Source organism: Streptomyces sp. NPDC086147 (assembly GCF_040702165.1).
Taxonomy (GTDB): Bacteria; Actinomycetota; Actinomycetes; order Streptomycetales; family Streptomycetaceae; genus Streptomyces.
The window spans coordinates 47768-65599 of sequence record NZ_JBFBJO010000008.1 but is presented as its reverse complement, the minus strand read 5'-3'; the positions used below and the strand labels follow the sequence as shown (position 1 = coordinate 65599).

The following is a 17832-nucleotide window of genomic DNA, read 5'->3' as shown; positions in this document are numbered from 1 at the left end:
CTAGAGCGCGCCCTTCGTGGAGGGGAGGATGCCGGCGGCGCGGGGGTCGCGCTCGGAGGCGTAGCGCAGGGCGCGGGCGAGGGCCTTGAACTGGCACTCCACGATGTGGTGGGCGTTGCGCCCGTACGGGACGTGGATGTGCAGCGCGATCTGGGCCTGGGCCACGAAGGACTCGAAGATGTGCCGGGTCATCGTGGTGTCGTACGAGCCGATCATCGGCGCCATGTTCTCGGGCTCGGTGTGCACGAGGTACGGGCGGCCGGAGAGGTCGACGGTGACCTGGGCGAGCGACTCGTCCAGCGGGACGGTGCAGTTGCCGAAGCGGTAGATGCCGACCTTGTCGCCGAGGGCCTGCTTGAAGGCGGCACCGAGCGCGAGGGCGCTGTCCTCGATGGTGTGGTGCGAGTCGATGTGCAGGTCGCCCTCGGTCTTGACCGTGAGGTCGAAGAGCCCGTGGCGGCCGAGCTGGTCGAGCATGTGGTCGTAGAAGCCGACCCCGGTCGACACGTCGACCTTTCCGGTGCCGTCGAGGTCGATCTCGACGACGACGGAGGTCTCCTTGGTGGTGCGCTCAACGCGGCCTACGCGGCTCATCGTTCCTGCTCCTTCATCAATTCACGGACCGCGTCGAGGAACGCGTCGTTCTCTTCGGGGGTGCCGGCGGTGACGCGCAGCCATCCCGGTACGCCGTTGTCCCGGACCAGGACGCCCCGGTCGAGGATCGCCCGCCAGGCGGCGTGGGTGTCGGGGAACTTCCCGAACTGCACGAAGTTGGCGTCGGACTCGGTGACCTCGTAGCCGATCGCCCGCAGTTCGGCGACGAGCCGGTCGCGCTCGGCCTTGAGCTGCTCGACGTACCCGAGGAGGGTGTCGGTGTGCTCCAGGGCGGCGAGCGCGGTGGCCTGGGTGACGGCGGAGAGGTGGTACGGCAGCCGGACGAGCTGGACGGCGTCGACCACGGCGGGGTGGGCGGCGAGGTAGCCGAGGCGGAGTCCGGCGGCGCCGAAGGCCTTGGACATGGTCCGCGAGACCACCAGGTTCGGGCGGCCCTCAATGAGGGGCAGCAGCGAGTCGCGGTGGCTGAACTCGACGTACGCCTCGTCCACGACGACCATCGACGGCCCGGCCGCCTGGGCCGCCTCGTACAGGGCGAGGACGGTGTCGGCCTCGACGGCGGTGCCGGTGGGGTTGTTGGGCGAGGTGACGAAGACGACGTCCGGGCGGTGCTCGGCGATCGCCTTCCGGGCGGCCTCCACGTCGATGGTGAAGTCCTCGTTCCGGGGGCCGGAGATCCAGCCGGTGCCGGTGCCGCGGGCGATCAGGGCGTGCATCGAGTACGAGGGCTCGAAGCCGATCGCGGTGCGGCCGGGGCCGCCGAAGGTCTGGAGGAGCTGCTGGAGGACCTCGTTGGAGCCGTTGGCCGCCCAGACGTTCTCGGCGGCGACCGGGTGCCCGCCGGTGCGGGTGAGGTAGCGGGCGAGCTCGGTGCGCAGCTCGACCGCGTCCCGGTCGGGGTAGCGGTTGAGGCCGCGGGCGGCCTCGGCGACCCGTTCCGCGATCCGGGCCACGAGCGGCTCGGGCAGCGGGTAGGGGTTCTCGTTGGTGTTGAGCTGGACGGGGACGTCGAGCTGGGGCGCGCCGTAGGGGGACTTGCCGCGCAGCTCGTCCCGGACGGGCAGGTCGTCGATTCCGGTCACCGCTGCGGCACCTTCCACTCGAAGCGGGCCTTGATCGCGGCGCCATGGGCCGGCAGGTCCTCGGCCTCCGCGAGGGTCACCACGTGGTGGGCGACGTCCGCGAGGGCGTCGCGGGTGTAGTCCACGATGTGCACCCCGCGCAGGAAGGACTGCACGGAGAGGCCCGAGGAGTGGCAGGCGCAGCCGCCGGTGGGCAGGACGTGGTTGGAGCCGGCGCAGTAGTCGCCGAGCGAGACGGGGGCCCAGGGGCCGACGAAGATCGCGCCGGCGTTGCGGACGCGGTCCGCGACGGCGGCGGCGTCGGCGGTCTGGATCTCCAGGTGCTCGGCGCCGTACGCGTCGACGACCTTGAGGCCGTCGGCGAGGTCGCGGACGAGGACGATCGCGGACTGGCGGCCGGCCAGGGCGGGCGCGATCCGGTCGTCGACGTGCTTGGAGGCGGCGACCTGCGTCTTCAGCTCGGCCTCGGTGGCCCCGGCCAGCTCCTCGGAGTCGGTGACGAGGACGGAGGCGGCCATCGGGTCGTGCTCGGCCTGGCTGATGAGGTCGGCGGCGACGTGCACGGGGTCGGCGGTGGAGTCCGCGAGGATCGCGATCTCGGTGGGTCCGGCCTCGGCGTCGATGCCGATGCGGCCCTTGAGGAGGCGCTTGGCGGCGGCCACGTAGATGTTGCCGGGGCCGGTGACCAGGTCGACGGGGGCGCAGCCGGACTCGCCGTCCGTCCCGGTGCCGTCGAGGGTTCCGTACGCGAACATGGCGATGGCCTGGGCGCCGCCGGCCGCGTAGACCTCGTCCACGCCGAGCAGGGCGCAGGCGGCCAGGATCGTCGGGTGCGGGAGGCCGCCGAAGTCCTTCTGCGGGGGCGAGGCGACGGCCACGCCCTCGACGCCGGCCTCCTGGGCCGGGACGACGTTCATCACGACGGAGGACGGGTAGACGGAGCGGCCGCCGGGCACGTACAGGCCGACGCGGCCGACGGGGATCCACTTCTCGGTGACGGTGCCGCCGGGGACGACCTGGGTGGTGTGGGTGGTGCGGCGCTGCTCGCGGTGGACGAGCCGGGCGCGGCGGACGGACTCCTCCAGGGCGGCGCGGACGGCCGGGTCGAGTTCGTCGAGGGCGCGGGCGAGTTCCTCGGCGGGGACGCGCAGGCTCCGGACGCGGACGCCGTCGAACCTCTCTCCGTAGTCGATCACCGCGGCCGCGCCATGATGCCGTACGTCCTCGCAGATCGGCCGCACCTTCTCCAGGGCGGCTTCCACGTCGAACTCGGCACGGGGCAGCAGGTCGCGCAGGGCGGAACCCTCGGGGAGGGCCTCGCCGCGCAGATCGATTCGAGAGATCACGGGTCAATTCTCTCAGACGCCCCACGGGGCCGGACGCCCGTATCACTGGCTGATACACACCACACTGGCGTCTTGTCGCCACTCCTGACCGTTAGCGTTCAGCCCGTCACACAGCGGGAAGAACGGCTGTACGAATCCATGGGTTCCGGAGAGCGGAATCGTGGGTGCGGATCGTGGAAAGCGAGGGGGCGGCAGTGACCGAGCCGCGCGAGGACGGGGTGCCGGACGGTCTCACGGCTCCGGAGCGGGCGCTGTGGCGGGCGTTCCGGGTGGGCAGGACGTGCGACCTGACGGAGGGGATCGCGGAGCGGGACGACCCGTTCGGGGCGTGGGAGTGGGGGGAGGAGCGGAGCGTCCGCGCGGAGGTGATGGCGCTGCTGCTGCTCTCCGGGCCGGAGGCCCGGTCCGGCCGGGTGGCCGCGCTGAAGCTGCGCGGGGCGAGGATCACGGGCGTCCTGGACCTGGCGGGCGGGACGATAGGGCCGTACGTGGAGCTGCAGGGCTGCCGGTTCGACGGCGAGGTGGCGGTGCCCGAGGCCCGGTTCGGCACCCTGCGGATGGTCGAGTGCGCGCTGCCGCGCCTGGAGGCGGCCCGGCTGCACACGGAGGGGGACCTGCACCTGCCGCGCTGCCGGGTGCGCTGGGGCATCCGTCTGACGGACGCCCAGATCGGCACGGACCTGCTGATCAACCAGATCCAGGTGTGGCCGGACCGGCGGGGCCGGGCGATCGCGGCGGACGGGATGGTGGTGGCGCAGGACCTCCAGGCCGAGCTGATCGAGACCTACGGCGAGCTGAGCCTGCGCGGGGCCCAGGTCGGGGTCTCGCTCAGCCTGCGGGGCAGCGTGCTGCGCGGCGCGCAGGGCCGCCGCGCGCTCAACGCACCGCAGCTCACGGTGGAGCGCTCCCTCTATCTGAACGCGGCCTGGGTGTACGAGGGGGCGGGGACCGCGGGGACGGTGGTCGGTTCGACGGCCACCCCGCCGTACGGGCTCACGCCCGCCCGGGGCACGCGGCGCAAGCCGGTCGAGTTCCACGGCGGGGTGCGGCTCGACGACGGGCGGTTCGGGGACGCGGTGGACCTGAAGCACGCCCGGTTCCTCCTCGACGGCGCGCGCCGGGAGGAGGTGTCGCTGCGCCGGATCGTCACCCCGGAGCTGCGGTTCAACGGCGAGCGCCCGGAGGAGGGACGGGTGGTGCTCAACGGCGCCAAGATCGTCACGCTCATCGACCTGTGGAGCAGCTGGCCGGGACCCGGCGGCCTGGCGATGGGCGGCTTCGTCTACGAGAACCTCGTGCCGTACGAGCGCTTCCCGCTGTCCCAGCGCCTGGAGTGGGTGGCGGCGGCGACCCCGGAGTACGCCCCCGAGCCGTACGAGCGCCTCGCGACGGTGCTGCGCAACAGCGGGGAGGACGCGGACGCCCGCGAGGTGCTGCTCGCCAAGCAGCGGCGCCGCCGGGAGACGCTGCCGCTGGCCGGAAAGCTCTGGGGGTACCTCCAGGACTGGACGGTGGCGTACGGCTACCGGCCGGGCCGGGCGGCGCTCTGGATGGCGGTGCTGTGGGCGGCGGGCACGGTGGCCTTCTCCCACTACCGGCCGGTGCCGCTGAAGGAGGATGAGGCGCCCGCGTGGAACGGCCCGCTGTACGCGCTCGACCTGCTGCTGCCGGTGATCAACCTCGGGCAGGACGGCTACTGGCGCCTCGAAGGCGCGTGGCAGTGGGTGGCGGCGGTGCTGGTCCTGCTGGGCTGGATCCTCGCGACGACGGTGGCGGCGGGCGCGACCCGCCTGCTGAGCAGGGGGTGAGCGGGTCGCGGAGGGATTTTCGCGAGGGGAAGCGGGGGCGGGCGCGGCAGGCGTGTGGAAGCTGTCACGGCGGGGTGAGGGAGCTGTCACGACCTGCCGGGACGGCTGCGACGGCGAGGGCCGCCGGGGGACAATACGTCACGCCATGTCCTTGTTCCGCGCCCTGGTCGGCGCCGCCCGCTCGGCCCGGCACGCGCCGCGGCTCGCCGCCGGGCTCGTGCCGGACGACGACGTGCTGCTCGACGCCCCCGACGAGCGGCTCGCGCCCGCCCTGGTCGCCGCCGCCCTCGGCGACCCGGAGCCTGCGGCGAAGCTGCTCGCCACCGCCCGGGACGCCGCCGAGTGGGAGGACCGCGACCGGTACGTCGCCCGGCTCGCCGCCTTCGCCCACCTCAGGGACGACTGGCTGCTCCACTGGCTCTCCACCGCACCCGAGGACTCGGACGCCCTCCTCGTCACGACGCAGCTCGCCGTCCGCAGGGCGTGGGAGTCTCCGGCGCGGGCCGAACTCCTGCGCGATCTCGAACCGCTGGTCCGGGGGGTCGCCGAGACGGCCCCGCACGACCCGGTGCCGTGGCGGCTCGCCCTGGACCACGCGCGCGGGGCGCAGGCCGGGCCCGCCGTCTTCGAGACGCTCTGGGAGCAGGCCGTGCGCCGCTCCCCGCACCACTACGGCTGCCACGTCGCGGCCCTGAAGTACCTGTCCGCCCAGGGGCAGGGCTCGCACCGCGCCGCCTTCGACTTCGCCGAGCGGGCGGCCGACGACGCCGCCCCGGACTCGCTGGTGCGGGCGCTGCCGGTCCGCGCCGCCCACGAGGCGCTGCGGGTGCCGCCCGGGCAGGACGGTTGCGAGCCGCCGGCCCGGCTCGACCGGGCGGCGGACCGGGCCCTGGCCCTGTCGGCGGTCTTCCCGGCGGGCGACCCGTGGCCGGCCGGGGTCCGCAACCTGCTCGCGCACGTGCTGATGGAGCGGGGCCGGTGGGCGGAGGCGCTGGAGGAGTTCGGCCGGATCGGCCCCCGCGCGACCTCGTTCCCCTGGGAGCCGGCGTGGGACGCCGTACCGGAGGACCTCCCTCCGGGCTCCCGACCTCGCGCGACCGGGGAGGACCCCCTCCTCCGCTTCCTGGCCGCGCGGGACCGGACGCGGTTCGAACTGGCCCGGCGGACGCCCCTGTGGACGCCCGGTCGTGGACGGGCCGGACGGGGCGGGCCCGGCGGCCATTAGGCTTGGCGGCTGTGACCACCCGTCTGCCCCTCTTCCCGCTCAACACGGTGCTGTTCCCGGGCCTCGTGCTGCCGCTGAACGTCTTCGAGGAGCGTTATCGCGCCATGATGCGCGAGCTGCTCACGCTCGACGAGTCGGAGCCGCGCCGCTTCGCCGTCGTCGCGATCCGCGACGGCCGCGAGGTCGCGCCGACCGCGCCCGGCATGCCGGACCCGACGGCGCTGCCCGAGAAGGGTCCGGCGGCGGGTTTCGGCCCCGACCCGATCCAGTCCTTCCACCGGGTCGGCTGCGTCGCCGACGCGGCGAGCATCCGGGAGCGCGCCGACGGCAGCTTCGAGGTGATGTCCACCGGCACGACCCGGGTGAAGCTGCTCTCGGTCGACGCGAGCGGCCCGTTCCTGACGGCCGAGGTCGAGGAGGTCCCGGAGGAGCGGGGCGAGGGGGCGGGCACGCTCGCCGAGGGGGTGCTGCGGGCCTTCCGGAGCTACCAGAAGCGGCTGGCGGGGGCCCGGGAGCGCTCGCTGACCACGACCGAGCTGCCGGACGACCCGTCGGTGGTGTCGTACCTGGTCGCGTCGGCCGCCGTCCTCGACACTCCGTCGAAGCAGCGGCTGCTCCAGGCCCCGGACACGGCGACGCGGCTGCGCGAGGAGCTGACCCTGCTGCGCGCGGAGACGGCGGTGCTGCGGCACCTGCCGTCGCTGCCGGCGGTGGATCTGACGCAGGCCCCGACGTACCCGAACTGAGCCGGTCCGGTCCCGGCCGCCCGGGGCCTGGGGAAGACGAGGAAGAGCGCGTGGCGAAGAAGCAGAAGAAGAACGGCGGGGGCACCCCGGCGACGGCGGCCCTGACGGCGGCCGGCACGCCGTTCACCGTGCACGCGTACGAGCACGACCCGGCCTCCGCGTCGTACGGCGAGGAGGCGGCGGAGGCCCTGGGCGTCTCCCCCGACCGGGTGTTCAAGACGCTGGTGGCGGACGTCGACGGCGAGCTGACGGTCGCGGTGGTCCCGGTGGCGGGCCGGCTCGACCTGAAGGCGCTGGCCTCGGCGGTCGGCGGCAAGCGCGCGGTGATGGCCGACCCGGTGGCGGCGGAGCGCACCACGGGCTACGTGCGGGGCGGCATCTCCCCGCTGGGGCAGCGCAAGCGGCTCCGTACGGTCCTCGACGCCTCGGCCTCGGACCACGCGACGGTCTGCGTGTCGGCGGGGCGGCGCGGCCTGGAGGTGGAGCTCTCCCCCGCGGACCTCGCCGCCCTCACCTCGGCGGTGGTGGCCCCGATCGGCCGCGACTGACGCCTCAGGTCCGCGGGGCCGCGGGGCCTCGGAGCGCCTTCGGCCGCTCTCGCGGGGCCGTGGGTTCTCAGAGCGCCTTCGGGTGCTCCCAGGGGTCCGGGTCGCGCGGGCCGAAGGCGGCCGTCAGGGCCAGGTGGACGACCATCGCCCCGAGCGGCCAGGCGAGGAGCGCGGCGATCCCCAGGTTCAGTTCCAGCGGGGCCTCGAAGGGGACGTTCGGCCCGACGGCCTTGGCGTGGGCGACCACGTCCGAGGTCGGGCCGAAGTGCGTGCCGACGCCCCACGCGAGCAGCGAGCCCAGGACGCCGCCGACGGCCAGGCCGAGCACCAGCGGGACCCCGCCCCGGCGGCGCAGCAGGAAGACGACGAGCCCGGCGACCGCGCCGAAGGCCAGGGCCAGCACGACGAACGTGCCGTCGGCGCCGATCGCGTACTCCCCCTCGGAGTTCCGCAGGTAGACCCCCTTGCCGTCCGAGACGAGCAGGACGCGGGGGGCCAGGTTCAGCCACAGCACTCCGAGCAGCGCTCCCGCGACCGCCGAGACGGCGGTCACCAGAACGCCCTGGATGACCTCGGCCGCCGTGATCGGGTCCCCGGCCGGGCCGGGCGTCGGCGGGACGGGCGGCGGCCGGTCGGGATCGTGCGGCTGCGGCTGGTGAGGCGGAGTCAGAGGTGCGGTCACCCCGCCATCGTGCCAGGTGTGCCTGTGACCCGCCTCAGCGGACGGCGGCCCTTCGGTACGCCCAGGTGGCGACCGCCAGCGAGACCGCGCCGACCGCGCCGCAGACGGCGAGGTCGAGGGCGACGACCGCCCAGTCGGGGTCCGGGTCGAAGGTGCGGGCCAGGGCCTCCACGCCGTACGTCGACGGCAGCAGGTCCCGCGCCCAGCCGATGGGCCCGGGCAGCCGCTCCGCCGGGAGCACGCCGAGGAGCAGCGCCGCCGACATGCCGAGCTGGCCCAGGAGGGTGGCCAGTTCCTGACGGGGCGCGAGGAGCCCGAGGGCGGCGCCGAGCCCCGCGAGGGCGGCGCCGGAGAGCGGGACGACGGCGACGAGGATCCACAGGTGGGTGAGCGGCAGGCCGAAGAGCAGGGAGCCCGCGACGGCGGTGAAGGCGGTCCCGGGGACGGTGAAGGAGGCGTACGCCCCCGCCGCGCCGAGCACGACCGCGGCGGGCGGCACCGGCAGGGTGGCGTAGTGGTCGAGGCCGCCGCTGGCCCGCAGCTGCCCGAAGTACTGGGCGAGCAGGTTGAGCGCGACGAAGGCGACGACGAGGACGGTGGAGCCGGCGACGACCGCGCGCGCCTCGGAGCCGCCGTCGACGACCCCGCGCATCAGGACCATGATCCCGATGGACTGGAAGGTGGCGACGAAGAGCAGCGGGATCCGGGCGACGCGGGCGCGGGAGAGCTGGGCGCGGTAGACGGCGGCCAGGGAGGGCAGCAGCCGGGCGCTCGGGGCGAGGGGCGCGGCGGCGGCCTCGTCGGCGCGCGGACGGACGCCCGGTGCGCGGGTCGGCAGGGCCTCGGCGGGCACGGTGCTCACTGCGGACAGCTCCTGACGGTCACGTGCGGGTACGGGACGCGGTGCCCTCCGGGGGTGGGGAGGGGCGCGTACGGGGGACGGCCGCCCCCGGGGGCGCGGGCGGCTCCCCGGGCGCCGGGGCGGCGTACCGCGCCGACGGGGCCGCGCGCGCCGGAAGGCCCGGCGGAGGCGGGTGCCCCGGCGGGGCCGGAAAGCGTGACGGGGCTGGAGGGGCCGGGTGCCCCGGCGGGGCCGGGCGTCGTGGTGGTCATCCCTTCACCAGCCCCTCCGCGCCCTTCGCCGCGCCGCCGAGGGCGAGGTAGACGTCCTCCAGGCTGGGGGTGGCCAGGGTGAAGTCGTCGAGGGCGGCGAAGGCGGCGCCGCCGGTGACGGTGGCGACGGCCGCGCGGGCCGCGTCGGGGGCGAGCCGCAGGATCCAGCGCCGGCCGGTCTCCTGGGCGAGGCCGCGCAGGGCGGCGACCTCGGGCAGGTGGAGCGGGGCGGTCTCGCGCCACACCAGCTCGACGCGGACCTCGCCCGCGACGCGCTCCTTGAGCCCGGCCGGGGTGTCGCAGGCGATGACCCGGCCGTGTTCGAGGACGGCGACCCGGTCGAGGACCGTCTCGGCCTCGATGACGTTGTGGGTGACGAGCAGCACGGTGGTGCCGTGTTCGGCGCGCCGCCGGTCGACGGCGGCCCAGACGGCGCGGCGGGCGACCGGGTCCATGCCGGTGGTGGGCTCGTCGAGGACGAGGACGGGCCGCCGGCCGACGAGGGCGGCGGCGACGCAGGCGAGGCGCCGCTGTCCGCCGGAGAGCTTCTTGAGGGGCCGGGGGGCGAGCGCGGTGAGGCCGAGCTCCTCCAGGACGGCGGCGCTCTCGGCGCGCGCGTCGCGGGCGGTGAGGCCGCGCAGCCGGCCGGTGGTCTCGGCGGCGAGGGCGACGGTGAGCTCGTCGAGGGCGGTGGACTCCTGGCCGAGGTGGGCGAGGAGCCGGGAGGCCCGCTCGGGGTGGCGCACCAGGTCGTGGCCGAGGAGCTCGACGGAGCCGGAGTCGGGGCGCATGAGCCCGGTGACCTGGCGGACGAGGGTGGACTTGCCCGCCCCGTTGGGGCCGAGCAGCCCGAAGATCTCGCCGCCGCGCACGTCCAGGCTGATCCCGTCGGTGGCCCGCACCTCGGGGGTCGCCGGGGCACCGCGCCTGCCGCGCGTGGCGGGGTACGTCTTGACCAGATCCCGCACCGCGCACACCGTACTCACGGAGGAAGAGCCTACGGGGTCGCCGGGCCCGCTCCGGGCGCGGGGGCGTGTTCGGCGGCGGCGCGGACGTCGATCTCGCGCCAGAAACCGGCCCGGATCGCGTACCGGTCGTGCTCGTCGATCTGGTCGTCCTTGTGGGCGAGGAGGCCGAAGCGGGCGGCGTAGCGGAGGAGTTCGCCGTCGATGCGGTGCGGGATGCGGGGGTAGAGGGTGGAGAGCTTCTGGACGTGGCTCTGTTCCGGGAGGCGCTCCATCCAGCGGCGGGCGAACACCTGCCCGACCTCGAAGGGGTCGCCGCCGACGGTGGTGATGTCCTCCTCGCGGTCGGCCCAGCGCTGCTCGGCGCTGGTGAGGGTGGCGAGGGTGGGCAGGGAGGCGGTCTCGGGCGGTTCGCCGAGGGGGGCGGGGCGCTCGACCCAGCCCCGGTCGGAGGACCAGCGGAGCGCGCTGGCGCTCTGCGCGGAGGGGCCGTGGGCGCCGTGGGTGCCGTTGGCGGCGGGGCCGCGCAGCCCCGCGAGGTCCTTGGGGGTGGGGACGCCCCTGCTCTGGGCCGGGGCGCGCCCGTTCTCCCCGGCGCGGTCGTGGCCGTGGTCGAGACCGCCGTCGGAGGCGCCGGAGGAGCCGTTCACCTCGGCCGGGGCCGTGCTCCCGTTCCGTACGGCCGCCGCCGCGGCTTCCGCCGCCCGTTCCGCGGAGGCGGCGAGGGCGGCCTCGGGCAGCGGCGCGGAGAGGATCGCGGCGATCTCGGGGCGCGGGGCGGGCGGGGGCGCGCAGAGCCCGGTGAGGTCCTTGGCGCGGACGGCGCGGGTGATCCAGGCCCGGTCGAGGACCCGCCGCTCGTCGGCCTCGGCGACGAGGTCCTCGGACTGGTTGTAGTCGCCGTCGGCGGCCTGGACGGCCCAGAGGTGGACGGCGACGCCGTGCTCCTTGGCGGACATGAGGCCGGGCAGCAGGTCGCCGTCGCCGGTGACGAGCACGATGTCGGAGCAGGCCCTGTTCCGGGCGAGCTCGGTCAGCTCGGTGTGCATGGCCGCGTCGACGCCCTTCTGCGCCCAGCGTCCGTCGCTCCTGGTCAGGGCGCCGAGCCGGACGGTGACCCGGGGCATCACGCGCAGTCTGCGGTGCTCGGGCTGGGGCACCCGGTCGGGCGCGCCGTCGAACCAGTAGATCCGCAGGAGGGGCAGCGCGGTCTCGGCCTCGGCCCGCTGGCGCAGCTGCTGGATCAGCGCGGCGTGGTCGACGGTGATCCGGGAACGGGCCGGTTCCCCGGCGAGGAGGCTGGCGGCGGCGCCCAGCAGGTAGCCGGCGTCCACCAGGACGACGCAGCGGTCCACGTGTTCCACCCTCTTTCGGCCCTGGGGGTCGGACTCGGGATCGGAAGTTGCTCCGGGTTTCCTTCGAGTCTGCCCGACCGCCGGTGGCTTGACGGTCGGAACTGGATCATCGGCGTGGCGAATGTCCTGCTCGGCGGGGTCTGACCCTCCGTAATGATCCAAAATGCGGCGTTTCAGGCCGTATGTGAGGCTGACAGCGGCCCTGGCCCCTAATTCCCTTGAGGAGGCATCACCATGGCCAAGAACCGGAACCAGAACCGCGCCCAGAAGCAGCAGTCCCCGGCCGAGCGCGGCGCCCAGCAGGCGCAGCAGTCGGCGATGGAGTCGGAGGCCGCTCAGCGCGCGTCCCAGGTCCTCCCTAGCGACGTCGCCCGCAAGGGCCGCCAGAAGCGCTTCGGCCACAACTGACGGCTTTCGCGTACGGCAAAGGGGCGCGCCCGTGACGACGGGCGCGCCCCTTGCGCGTGGCCGGACGGAGGACCCGTCCCTTGCGCGTGGCCGGACGGAGGGTCAGCCCGCCAGGCAGGACGGGCCGAGCAGCACCTTCAGATCGCCGAAGAGCGCCGGGTCGGCCGTCACCCGGTGCCGGTCGAGCCGCAGCACGGTGGTCTTGCGCGGGCCCTGGAGCCTGATCCGCACCTCGGTGTTGCCCTTGTGGTGCTTGAGGATCTCGCCGAGCCTGCTGATCATCGGCGGGGTCACCTTGACCGTGGGGATGGTGAGGATCACCGGCGCGTTGGTCCCGGCGTTCGACAGGTCGGGGACCATCAGCTCCATGGCGACGAGCCGGGGCACGTCCTCGCGCTTGTCGAGCCGGCCCTTGACGAAGACGACCGTGTCCTCGACGAGCTGGGTGGAGACCAGCTGGTAGGTGGCCGGGAAGAACATGCACTCGATGGAGCCGGCCAGGTCCTCGACGGTGGCGATGGCCCAGGCGTTGCCCTGCTTGGTCATCTTGCGCTGGAGGCCGGAGATGATGCCGCCGATGGTGACGACCGCGCCGTCGCTGTGCTCGCCGCCGGTGAGCTGGGCGATGGCCGCGTCCGTCTTGTCGGAGAGGACGTGCTCGATGCCGAAGAGCGGGTGGTCGGAGACGTAGAGGCCGAGCATCTCGCGCTCCTGGGCGAGCAGGTAGGACTTCTCCCACTCGACGTCGGAGAAGACGACGTCGAGGCCGAAGCCGGGCTCGTCGCTGGTCTCCTCGCCCATGCCGCCGAAGAGGTCGAACTGTCCCTCGGCCTCCTTGCGCTTGACCGCCACCACGTTGTCGATCATGGGTTCGTGGTGGGCGACCAGGCCCTTGCGGGTGTGGCCCATCTCGTCGAAGGCGCCGGCCTTGATCAGCGACTCGACGGTCCGCTTGTTGCAGACGACGGCCTCGACCTTGTCGAGGAAGTCGGGGAAGGAGGAGTACTTCCCCTTGGACTTGCGGGTCTTGATGATCGACTCGACGACGTTGGTGCCGACGTTCCGGACGGCGGTGAGGCCGAAGAGGATCACGTCGTCGCCCTGGGCGGCGAAGTTCGACTGGGACTCGTTGACGTTGGGCGGCAGCACCTTGATGCCCATGCGGCGGCACTCGTTGAGGTAGACCGCGGACTTGTCCTTGTCGTCCTTGACCGAGGTGAGCAGTCCCGCCATGTACTCGGCCGGGTGGTTGGCCTTGAGGTAGGCGGTCCAGTAGGAGACCAGGCCGTACGCGGCGGAGTGCGCCTTGTTGAAGGCGTAGCCGGCGAAGGGGACCAGGACGTCCCAGAGGGACTGGATGGCCTCGTCGCTGTAGCCGTTCTTCCGGGCGCCGGCCTGGAAGATGGTGAAGTTCTTCGCCAGCTCCTCGGGCTTCTTCTTGCCCATCACGCGGCGGAGGATGTCGGCCTCGCCGAGCGAGTAGCCGGCGATGATCTGGGCGGCCTTCTGCACCTGCTCCTGGTAGACGATGAGTCCGTAGGTGACCGCGAGCACCTCTTCGAGCGGCTTCTCCAGCTCGGGGTGGATCGGGGTGATCTCCTGCTGCTTGTTCTTGCGCAGGGCGTAGTTGGTGTGCGAGTTCATGCCCATCGGGCCCGGCCGGTACAGGGCGGACACGGCGGAGATGTCTTCGAAGTTGTCGGGCTTCATCAGCCGGAGCAGCGAGCGCATGGGGCCGCCGTCGAACTGGAAGACGCCGAGGGTGTCGCCGCGCTGGAGCAGTTCGAAGGTCTTCGGGTCGTCGAGCGGCAGGGCGAGCAGGTCGAGGTCGATGCCCTTGTTCGCCTTCACCATCTTGACGGCGTCGTCCATGATGGTGAGGTTGCGCAGGCCCAGGAAGTCCATCTTCAGGAGGCCGAGCGACTCGCACTGCGGGTAGTCCCACTGCGTGATGGTGACGCCGTCGGTGTGCCGCACCCAGATCGGCGCGTGGTCGACGATCGGCTCGCTGGACATGATCACGCCGGCGGCGTGCACGCCCATCTGCCGGACCAGGCCCTCGACGCCCCGGGCGGTGTCGATGACCTTCTTCACGTCGGGCTCGTTCTCGTACATCGCCCGGATCTCGCCCGCCTCGCTGTAGCGCGGGTGGGAGGGGTTGGTGATGCCGTCGAGGTCGATGCCCTTGCCGAGGACGTCGGCGGGCATGGCCTTGGTGAGCCGGTCGCCCATGGCGTACGGGTAGCCGAGGACGCGCGCGGAGTCCTTGATCGCGTTCTTGGCCTTGATCTTGCCGTAGGTGCCGATCATGGCGACCTTGTCGGAGCCGTACTTCTCCGTGACGTACCGGATGACCTCGACGCGCCGGCGCTCGTCGAAGTCGATGTCGACGTCGGGCATGGAGATGCGCTCGGGGTTGAGGAAGCGCTCGAAGATCAGTCCGTGCGGGATGGGGTCGAGGTCGGTGATGCCCATGGCGTACGCGACGATCGAGCCGGCCGCGGAGCCGCGGCCGGGGCCCACGGCGATGCCCTGGCTCTTGGCCCACATGATGAAGTCGGCGACGACGAGGAAGTAGCCGGGGAAGCCCATCGAGATGATGGTGTCCATCTCGTACTCGACCTGCTTCATGCGGTCCTCGGGGATGCCCCCGGGGAACCGGCGGGCCATGCCCCGCATGGTCTCCTCGCGGAACCAGGTGACCTCGGTGTAGCCCTCGGGGATGTCGAACCTCGGCATGAGGTTCTTCTCGACGAACATGCCCTCGGTGGAGATCTGCTCGGCGACCAGGAGGGTGTTGCGGCAGCCCTCCTGCCAGGCGTCCGAGGAGTCGACGGCGTACATCTCGTCCGTGGACTTCAGGTAATAGCCGGTGCCGTCGAACTTGAAGCGGTCCGGGTCGGAGAGGTTCTTGCCGGTCTGGATGCACAGCAGGGCGTCGTGGGCGGTGGCCTCGTGCGCGTAGGTGTAGTGCGAGTCGTTGGTGACCAGGGGCGGGATGCCGAGCTTCTTGCCGATCTCCAGGAGTCCGTCGCGGACCCGGCGCTCGATCTCGATGCCGTGGTCCATCAGCTCCAGGAAGTAGCGGTCCTTGCCGAAGATGTCCTGGTACTCGGAGGCGGACTTCAGGGCCTCGTCGAACTGGCCGAGGCGCAGTCGGGTCTGGAGCTCGCCGGAGGGGCAGCCGGTGGAGGCGATCAGGCCCTCGGACCACTGGCTGATGGTCTCCTTGTCCATCCGGGGCCACTTCTGGAGCCAGCCCTCGGCGTAGGCGTCGGAGGAGAGCTTGAAGAGGTTGTGCAGTCCGGTGGCGTTCGCCGCCCAGATCGTCTTGTGGGTGTAGCCGCCGGAGCCGGAGACGTCGTCCCGCTTCTGGTGCGGCTGGCCCCACTGGATCTTCCGCTTGTTCCGCCGGGACTCGGGGGCGACGTACGCCTCGATGCCGATGATCGGCGTGACCCCGGCCTTCTTGGCCGTGTGGAAGAAGTCGTACGCGCCGTGCAGGTTGCCGTGGTCGGACATGGCGATGTGCGTCATGCCCATCTCGTTGCACGCGTCGAACATGTCCTTCAGCCGCGCGGCACCGTCCAGCAGCGAGTACTGGGTGTGGACGTGGAGGTGCGTGAAGGGCGGCTTGGTCACGGCGGGAGGCCTCCGGGAACGACGGGGTGCAGGCTGCGGGCAGTCTGAGGGGGACGGTGTCGGAGTCTAGTCGGGCGGGAGGGTCGGACGGGGCACTCGGGGGCTAGGGTCGCGCGTTGGAAGACGGGGAATACCTGTCCCTTTTGTCGTGAACACTCTGCGTGCACGTCCCGTACCAGGAGGCATCCCGATGTCGGTCCCCCAGCCCACCGCCACCGAACGCGGTGAGCACATCCTCGCCGTCTTCGACACCGCCTTCGGCGAGCTGCTCGCCGCCGACCCGGCGGCCTTCCGGGTCAAGTTCCGGAAGATGGCCGGATCCGCCTTCGCCTTCTACCGGGGCACCGCGTGCCTGTTCTACGCCGACCTGGAGCGGGAGGCCCACGGCGGGCCGTACCTGGACGAGCGCACCGGCCGGGTCTGGATACACGGCGACCTGCACGCCGAGAACTTCGGCACGTACATGAACGCCAACGGGCGCCTGATCTTCAACGTCAACGACTTCGACGAGGCGTACGTGGGCCCCTTCACCTGGGACCTGAAGCGGCTCGCGGCCTCGCTCGCCCTGATCGGGTACGCCAAGGCGCTCAGCGACGGACAGATCACCGAGCTCGTGCGGATCTGCGCCGCCGCCTACCGGGAGCGGATCCACGCCCTGGCGACCGGCGCCGAAGGGGACGAGGCGCCCGGCTTCACCCTGGAGACCGCCGGCGGGCCGCTGCTCGCCGCCCTGCGCACGGCCCGGTCGCTGACCCGTTTCGGGCTCCTCGACTCGATGACCGGGATCCGGGACTTCGAGCGCCGCTTCTCGGCGGGCCGCGGCGCGATCGAGCTGGACGCGGCCACCCGCCGCGAGGTCCTGACGGCCTTCGACGCCTATCTGGAGACCCTGCCGGAGTCCAGCCTGACCCGCCCCGACTCGTACCGGGTGAAGGACGTGGTCGGGCGGCGCGGGATCGGCATCGGCTCAGCCGGCCTGCCCTCGTACAACATCCTCCTGGAGGGCAACAGCGACGCCCTGGAGAACGACGTCGTGATCTACCTCAAGCAGGCGCAGACCCCGGCGGTCTCCCGGCACGTGACGGACGCGGCGGTACGGGAGTACTTCCGGCACGAGGGGCACCGGACGGTGATCTCGCAGCGGGCGCTCCAGGCGCACGCGGACCCCTGGCTGGGGTGGACGGAGCTGGGCGGCGCGGGACAGCTGGTGGCGGAGGTCTCGCCGTACGCGGTGGACCTGGACTGGTCGGACATCGACGACCCGGCCGAGATCGCGGCGACCGTGGCGGACCTGGGACGGGCGACGGCGACCATGCACGCGGCGGCGGACGACTCCAGCGGCCACTCCCTCGTGCCGTTCTCGACGGAGCGGGCCATCGACGCGGCGATCGGCGCCGACGGGGAGGGCTTCGCCGAGCTGCTCGTGGACTTCGCGCACTCCTACGGGGCCCGCGCCCGGGCGGACCACCAGATCTTCGTGGACCTCTTCCGCAACGACCGGATCCCGGGGCTCCAGGGGCCGGCGGGACCGTCCACAGTCTCCCTTTAATGACCCCTTACGCGCCCGCGTGGCACACTCCTGAGCGATGGACATGGCAGGGACGCAGCTGAGGGCGCTGCGGGCGGCGTTCTTCACGGCACTGGTCGTGACGCTGTCCGTGGCGTCCCACGTGCTGCTCTCGGGCGTGCCGCTGCCGGTGGGCGCGGTCCTCCCGGTCGCCGCCGCCGTCTTCGCCGTGGCGTACGCGCTGGCCGGCCGCGAGCGCGGCCTCGGCCCGATCGCCGGGCTCCTCGTCCCGCTGGAGCTGGCGGCCGACACCCTCTTCACCAGCGGCCAGACGGTCTGCTACGGCCCCGCCGGCGGGCCGGTCGCCGGGTCGCTGCGCGCGGTGGGCGTGGAGGTCTTCTGCGGCGGCGCCGTGGGGACTCCGCTGCCCGGCGTGGCGGCCCCGGAGAGCGGGTACGCGACCGCCCTGCTCTCCTCCCCCGACCCGGCGCTGCCGTGGCTGCTGCTCCTGGCCCACGTGGGCGTCGGGTTCTCGGCGGCCTGCTGGCTGCGCGGCGGGGAGCGGGCCCTCGCCCGGCTGGTCGGCGCGCTGGAGGCCTTCGCGTTCCGGCCGCTGCTGCTCGTGGCGGCCTTCTTCCGCGCGGGCGGTCCGGCGCCCCGGCGCACCGGGCGCCTTGAGGGCCGGCCCCGGTCCTCGCGCACCCGGCTCCTCGTGCACTCCGTGGGGCGGCGGGGGCCGCCGCGTCCGGGCCTCGCTCTCGTCTGAGCGAGCCCCGCGGCTCCCCCTTTC

Annotated in this window: 15 protein-coding genes; 7 read left to right on the top strand and 8 right to left on the bottom strand. The window is 73.2% G+C overall.

From position 1 onward, the window contains the following. Genes hisB through hisD form a run of 3 tightly spaced genes read right to left on the bottom strand, consistent with a single transcriptional unit; the run spans position 1 to position 3043 of the window. Positions 1 to 594 carry an imidazoleglycerol-phosphate dehydratase HisB gene (hisB, locus tag AB0398_RS19165; protein WP_053646363.1) on the bottom strand — a complete coding sequence of 198 codons (594 nt, stop codon included), beginning with the start codon at positions 592 to 594 and terminating at the stop codon, positions 1 to 3. After that, the gene (locus AB0398_RS19160; RefSeq protein ID WP_366376540.1) at positions 591 to 1697 is read right to left on the bottom strand and encodes a histidinol-phosphate transaminase; all 1107 of its coding nucleotides are present in this window, start codon (positions 1695 to 1697) and stop codon (positions 591 to 593) included. Before AB0398_RS19160 ends, hisB begins: the two co-directional genes overlap by 4 nt. Further along, a complete protein-coding gene (hisD, locus tag AB0398_RS19155) occupies positions 1694 to 3043 on the bottom strand; it encodes a histidinol dehydrogenase (protein WP_366376538.1) in 1350 nt (449 codons plus the stop codon). Before hisD ends, AB0398_RS19160 begins: the two co-directional genes overlap by 4 nt. A gap of 194 nt (positions 3044 to 3237) precedes the next feature. Between hisD and AB0398_RS19150 the strand changes: the two genes are divergently transcribed. The 4 genes from AB0398_RS19150 (at position 3238) to ybaK (ending at position 7370) form a co-directional block, all read left to right on the top strand. Beyond that, complete coding sequence (locus AB0398_RS19150; protein WP_366376536.1) at positions 3238 to 4851, top strand: oxidoreductase; 1614 nt, start codon at positions 3238 to 3240, stop codon at positions 4849 to 4851. Positions 4852 to 4996: 145 nt separating this feature from the next. Then, positions 4997 to 6076: a hypothetical protein gene (locus AB0398_RS19145; protein ID WP_366376534.1), complete on the top strand. Its 1080-nt coding sequence runs from the start codon at positions 4997 to 4999 to the stop codon at positions 6074 to 6076. Positions 6077 to 6078: 2 nt separating this feature from the next. Further along, positions 6079 to 6822 carry an LON peptidase substrate-binding domain-containing protein gene (locus tag AB0398_RS19140; RefSeq protein ID WP_366376532.1) on the top strand — a complete coding sequence of 248 codons (744 nt, stop codon included), beginning with the start codon at positions 6079 to 6081 and terminating at the stop codon, positions 6820 to 6822. Positions 6823 to 6872: 50 nt separating this feature from the next. Further along, the gene (gene ybaK, locus AB0398_RS19135; protein ID WP_366376530.1) at positions 6873 to 7370 is read left to right on the top strand and encodes a Cys-tRNA(Pro) deacylase; all 498 of its coding nucleotides are present in this window, start codon (positions 6873 to 6875) and stop codon (positions 7368 to 7370) included. Between the two features lie 67 nt (positions 7371 to 7437). Here the strand turns inward: ybaK and AB0398_RS19130 are convergent, their stop codons facing one another. The 4 genes from AB0398_RS19130 to AB0398_RS19115 all read right to left on the bottom strand — a co-directional run bounded on the left by AB0398_RS19130 (position 7438) and on the right by AB0398_RS19115 (position 11494). After that, positions 7438 to 8052, bottom strand: a complete 615-nt coding sequence (locus AB0398_RS19130; RefSeq protein WP_366376528.1) for a DUF2567 domain-containing protein — start codon at positions 8050 to 8052, stop codon at positions 7438 to 7440. A gap of 34 nt (positions 8053 to 8086) precedes the next feature. After that, positions 8087 to 8890: an ABC transporter permease gene (locus tag AB0398_RS19125; protein WP_366376908.1), complete on the bottom strand. Its 804-nt coding sequence runs from the start codon at positions 8888 to 8890 to the stop codon at positions 8087 to 8089. A 271-nt stretch (positions 8891 to 9161) separates the two neighbouring features. Continuing rightward, positions 9162 to 10142: an ABC transporter ATP-binding protein gene (locus tag AB0398_RS19120; RefSeq protein ID WP_366376907.1), complete on the bottom strand. Its 981-nt coding sequence runs from the start codon at positions 10140 to 10142 to the stop codon at positions 9162 to 9164. A 20-nt stretch (positions 10143 to 10162) separates the two neighbouring features. Beyond that, positions 10163 to 11494: an NYN domain-containing protein gene (locus tag AB0398_RS19115; protein WP_366376526.1), complete on the bottom strand. Its 1332-nt coding sequence runs from the start codon at positions 11492 to 11494 to the stop codon at positions 10163 to 10165. A gap of 225 nt (positions 11495 to 11719) precedes the next feature. On the opposite strand from AB0398_RS19115, the gene AB0398_RS19110 reads away from it, so the two are divergent. Next, entirely contained in the window at positions 11720 to 11893 is a 174-nt protein-coding gene (locus AB0398_RS19110; RefSeq protein ID WP_167309042.1) for a hypothetical protein, read from the top strand. Positions 11894 to 11995: 102 nt separating this feature from the next. On the opposite strand, the gene dnaE is transcribed toward AB0398_RS19110, so the two are convergent. Continuing rightward, the gene (gene dnaE, locus AB0398_RS19105; protein ID WP_366376523.1) at positions 11996 to 15535 is read right to left on the bottom strand and encodes a DNA polymerase III subunit alpha; all 3540 of its coding nucleotides are present in this window, start codon (positions 15533 to 15535) and stop codon (positions 11996 to 11998) included. A gap of 190 nt (positions 15536 to 15725) precedes the next feature. Between dnaE and AB0398_RS19100 the strand changes: the two genes are divergently transcribed. Next, the gene (locus AB0398_RS19100; protein ID WP_366376522.1) at positions 15726 to 17084 is read left to right on the top strand and encodes a DUF2252 domain-containing protein; all 1359 of its coding nucleotides are present in this window, start codon (positions 15726 to 15728) and stop codon (positions 17082 to 17084) included. Between the two features lie 37 nt (positions 17085 to 17121). Then, the gene (locus tag AB0398_RS19095; protein WP_366376520.1) at positions 17122 to 17808 is read left to right on the top strand and encodes a hypothetical protein; all 687 of its coding nucleotides are present in this window, start codon (positions 17122 to 17124) and stop codon (positions 17806 to 17808) included. Positions 17809 to 17832 lie beyond the last annotated feature (24 nt).

Bases quoted from the DNA above. Each gene is read 5' to 3' on its own strand.
- hisB (WP_053646363.1), bottom strand. From the start codon at position 594: ATGAGCCGCGTAGGCCGCGTTGAGCGCACCACCAAGGAGACCTCCGTC.
- AB0398_RS19145 (WP_366376534.1), top strand. From the start codon at position 4,997: ATGTCCTTGTTCCGCGCCCTGGTCGGCGCCGCCCGCTCGGCCCGGCAC.
- AB0398_RS19110 (WP_167309042.1), top strand. From the start codon at position 11,720: ATGGCCAAGAACCGGAACCAGAACCGCGCCCAGAAGCAGCAGTCCCCG.
- AB0398_RS19100 (WP_366376522.1), top strand. From the start codon at position 15,726: ATGTCGGTCCCCCAGCCCACCGCCACCGAACGCGGTGAGCACATCCTC.
- AB0398_RS19095 (WP_366376520.1), top strand. From the start codon at position 17,122: ATGGACATGGCAGGGACGCAGCTGAGGGCGCTGCGGGCGGCGTTCTTC.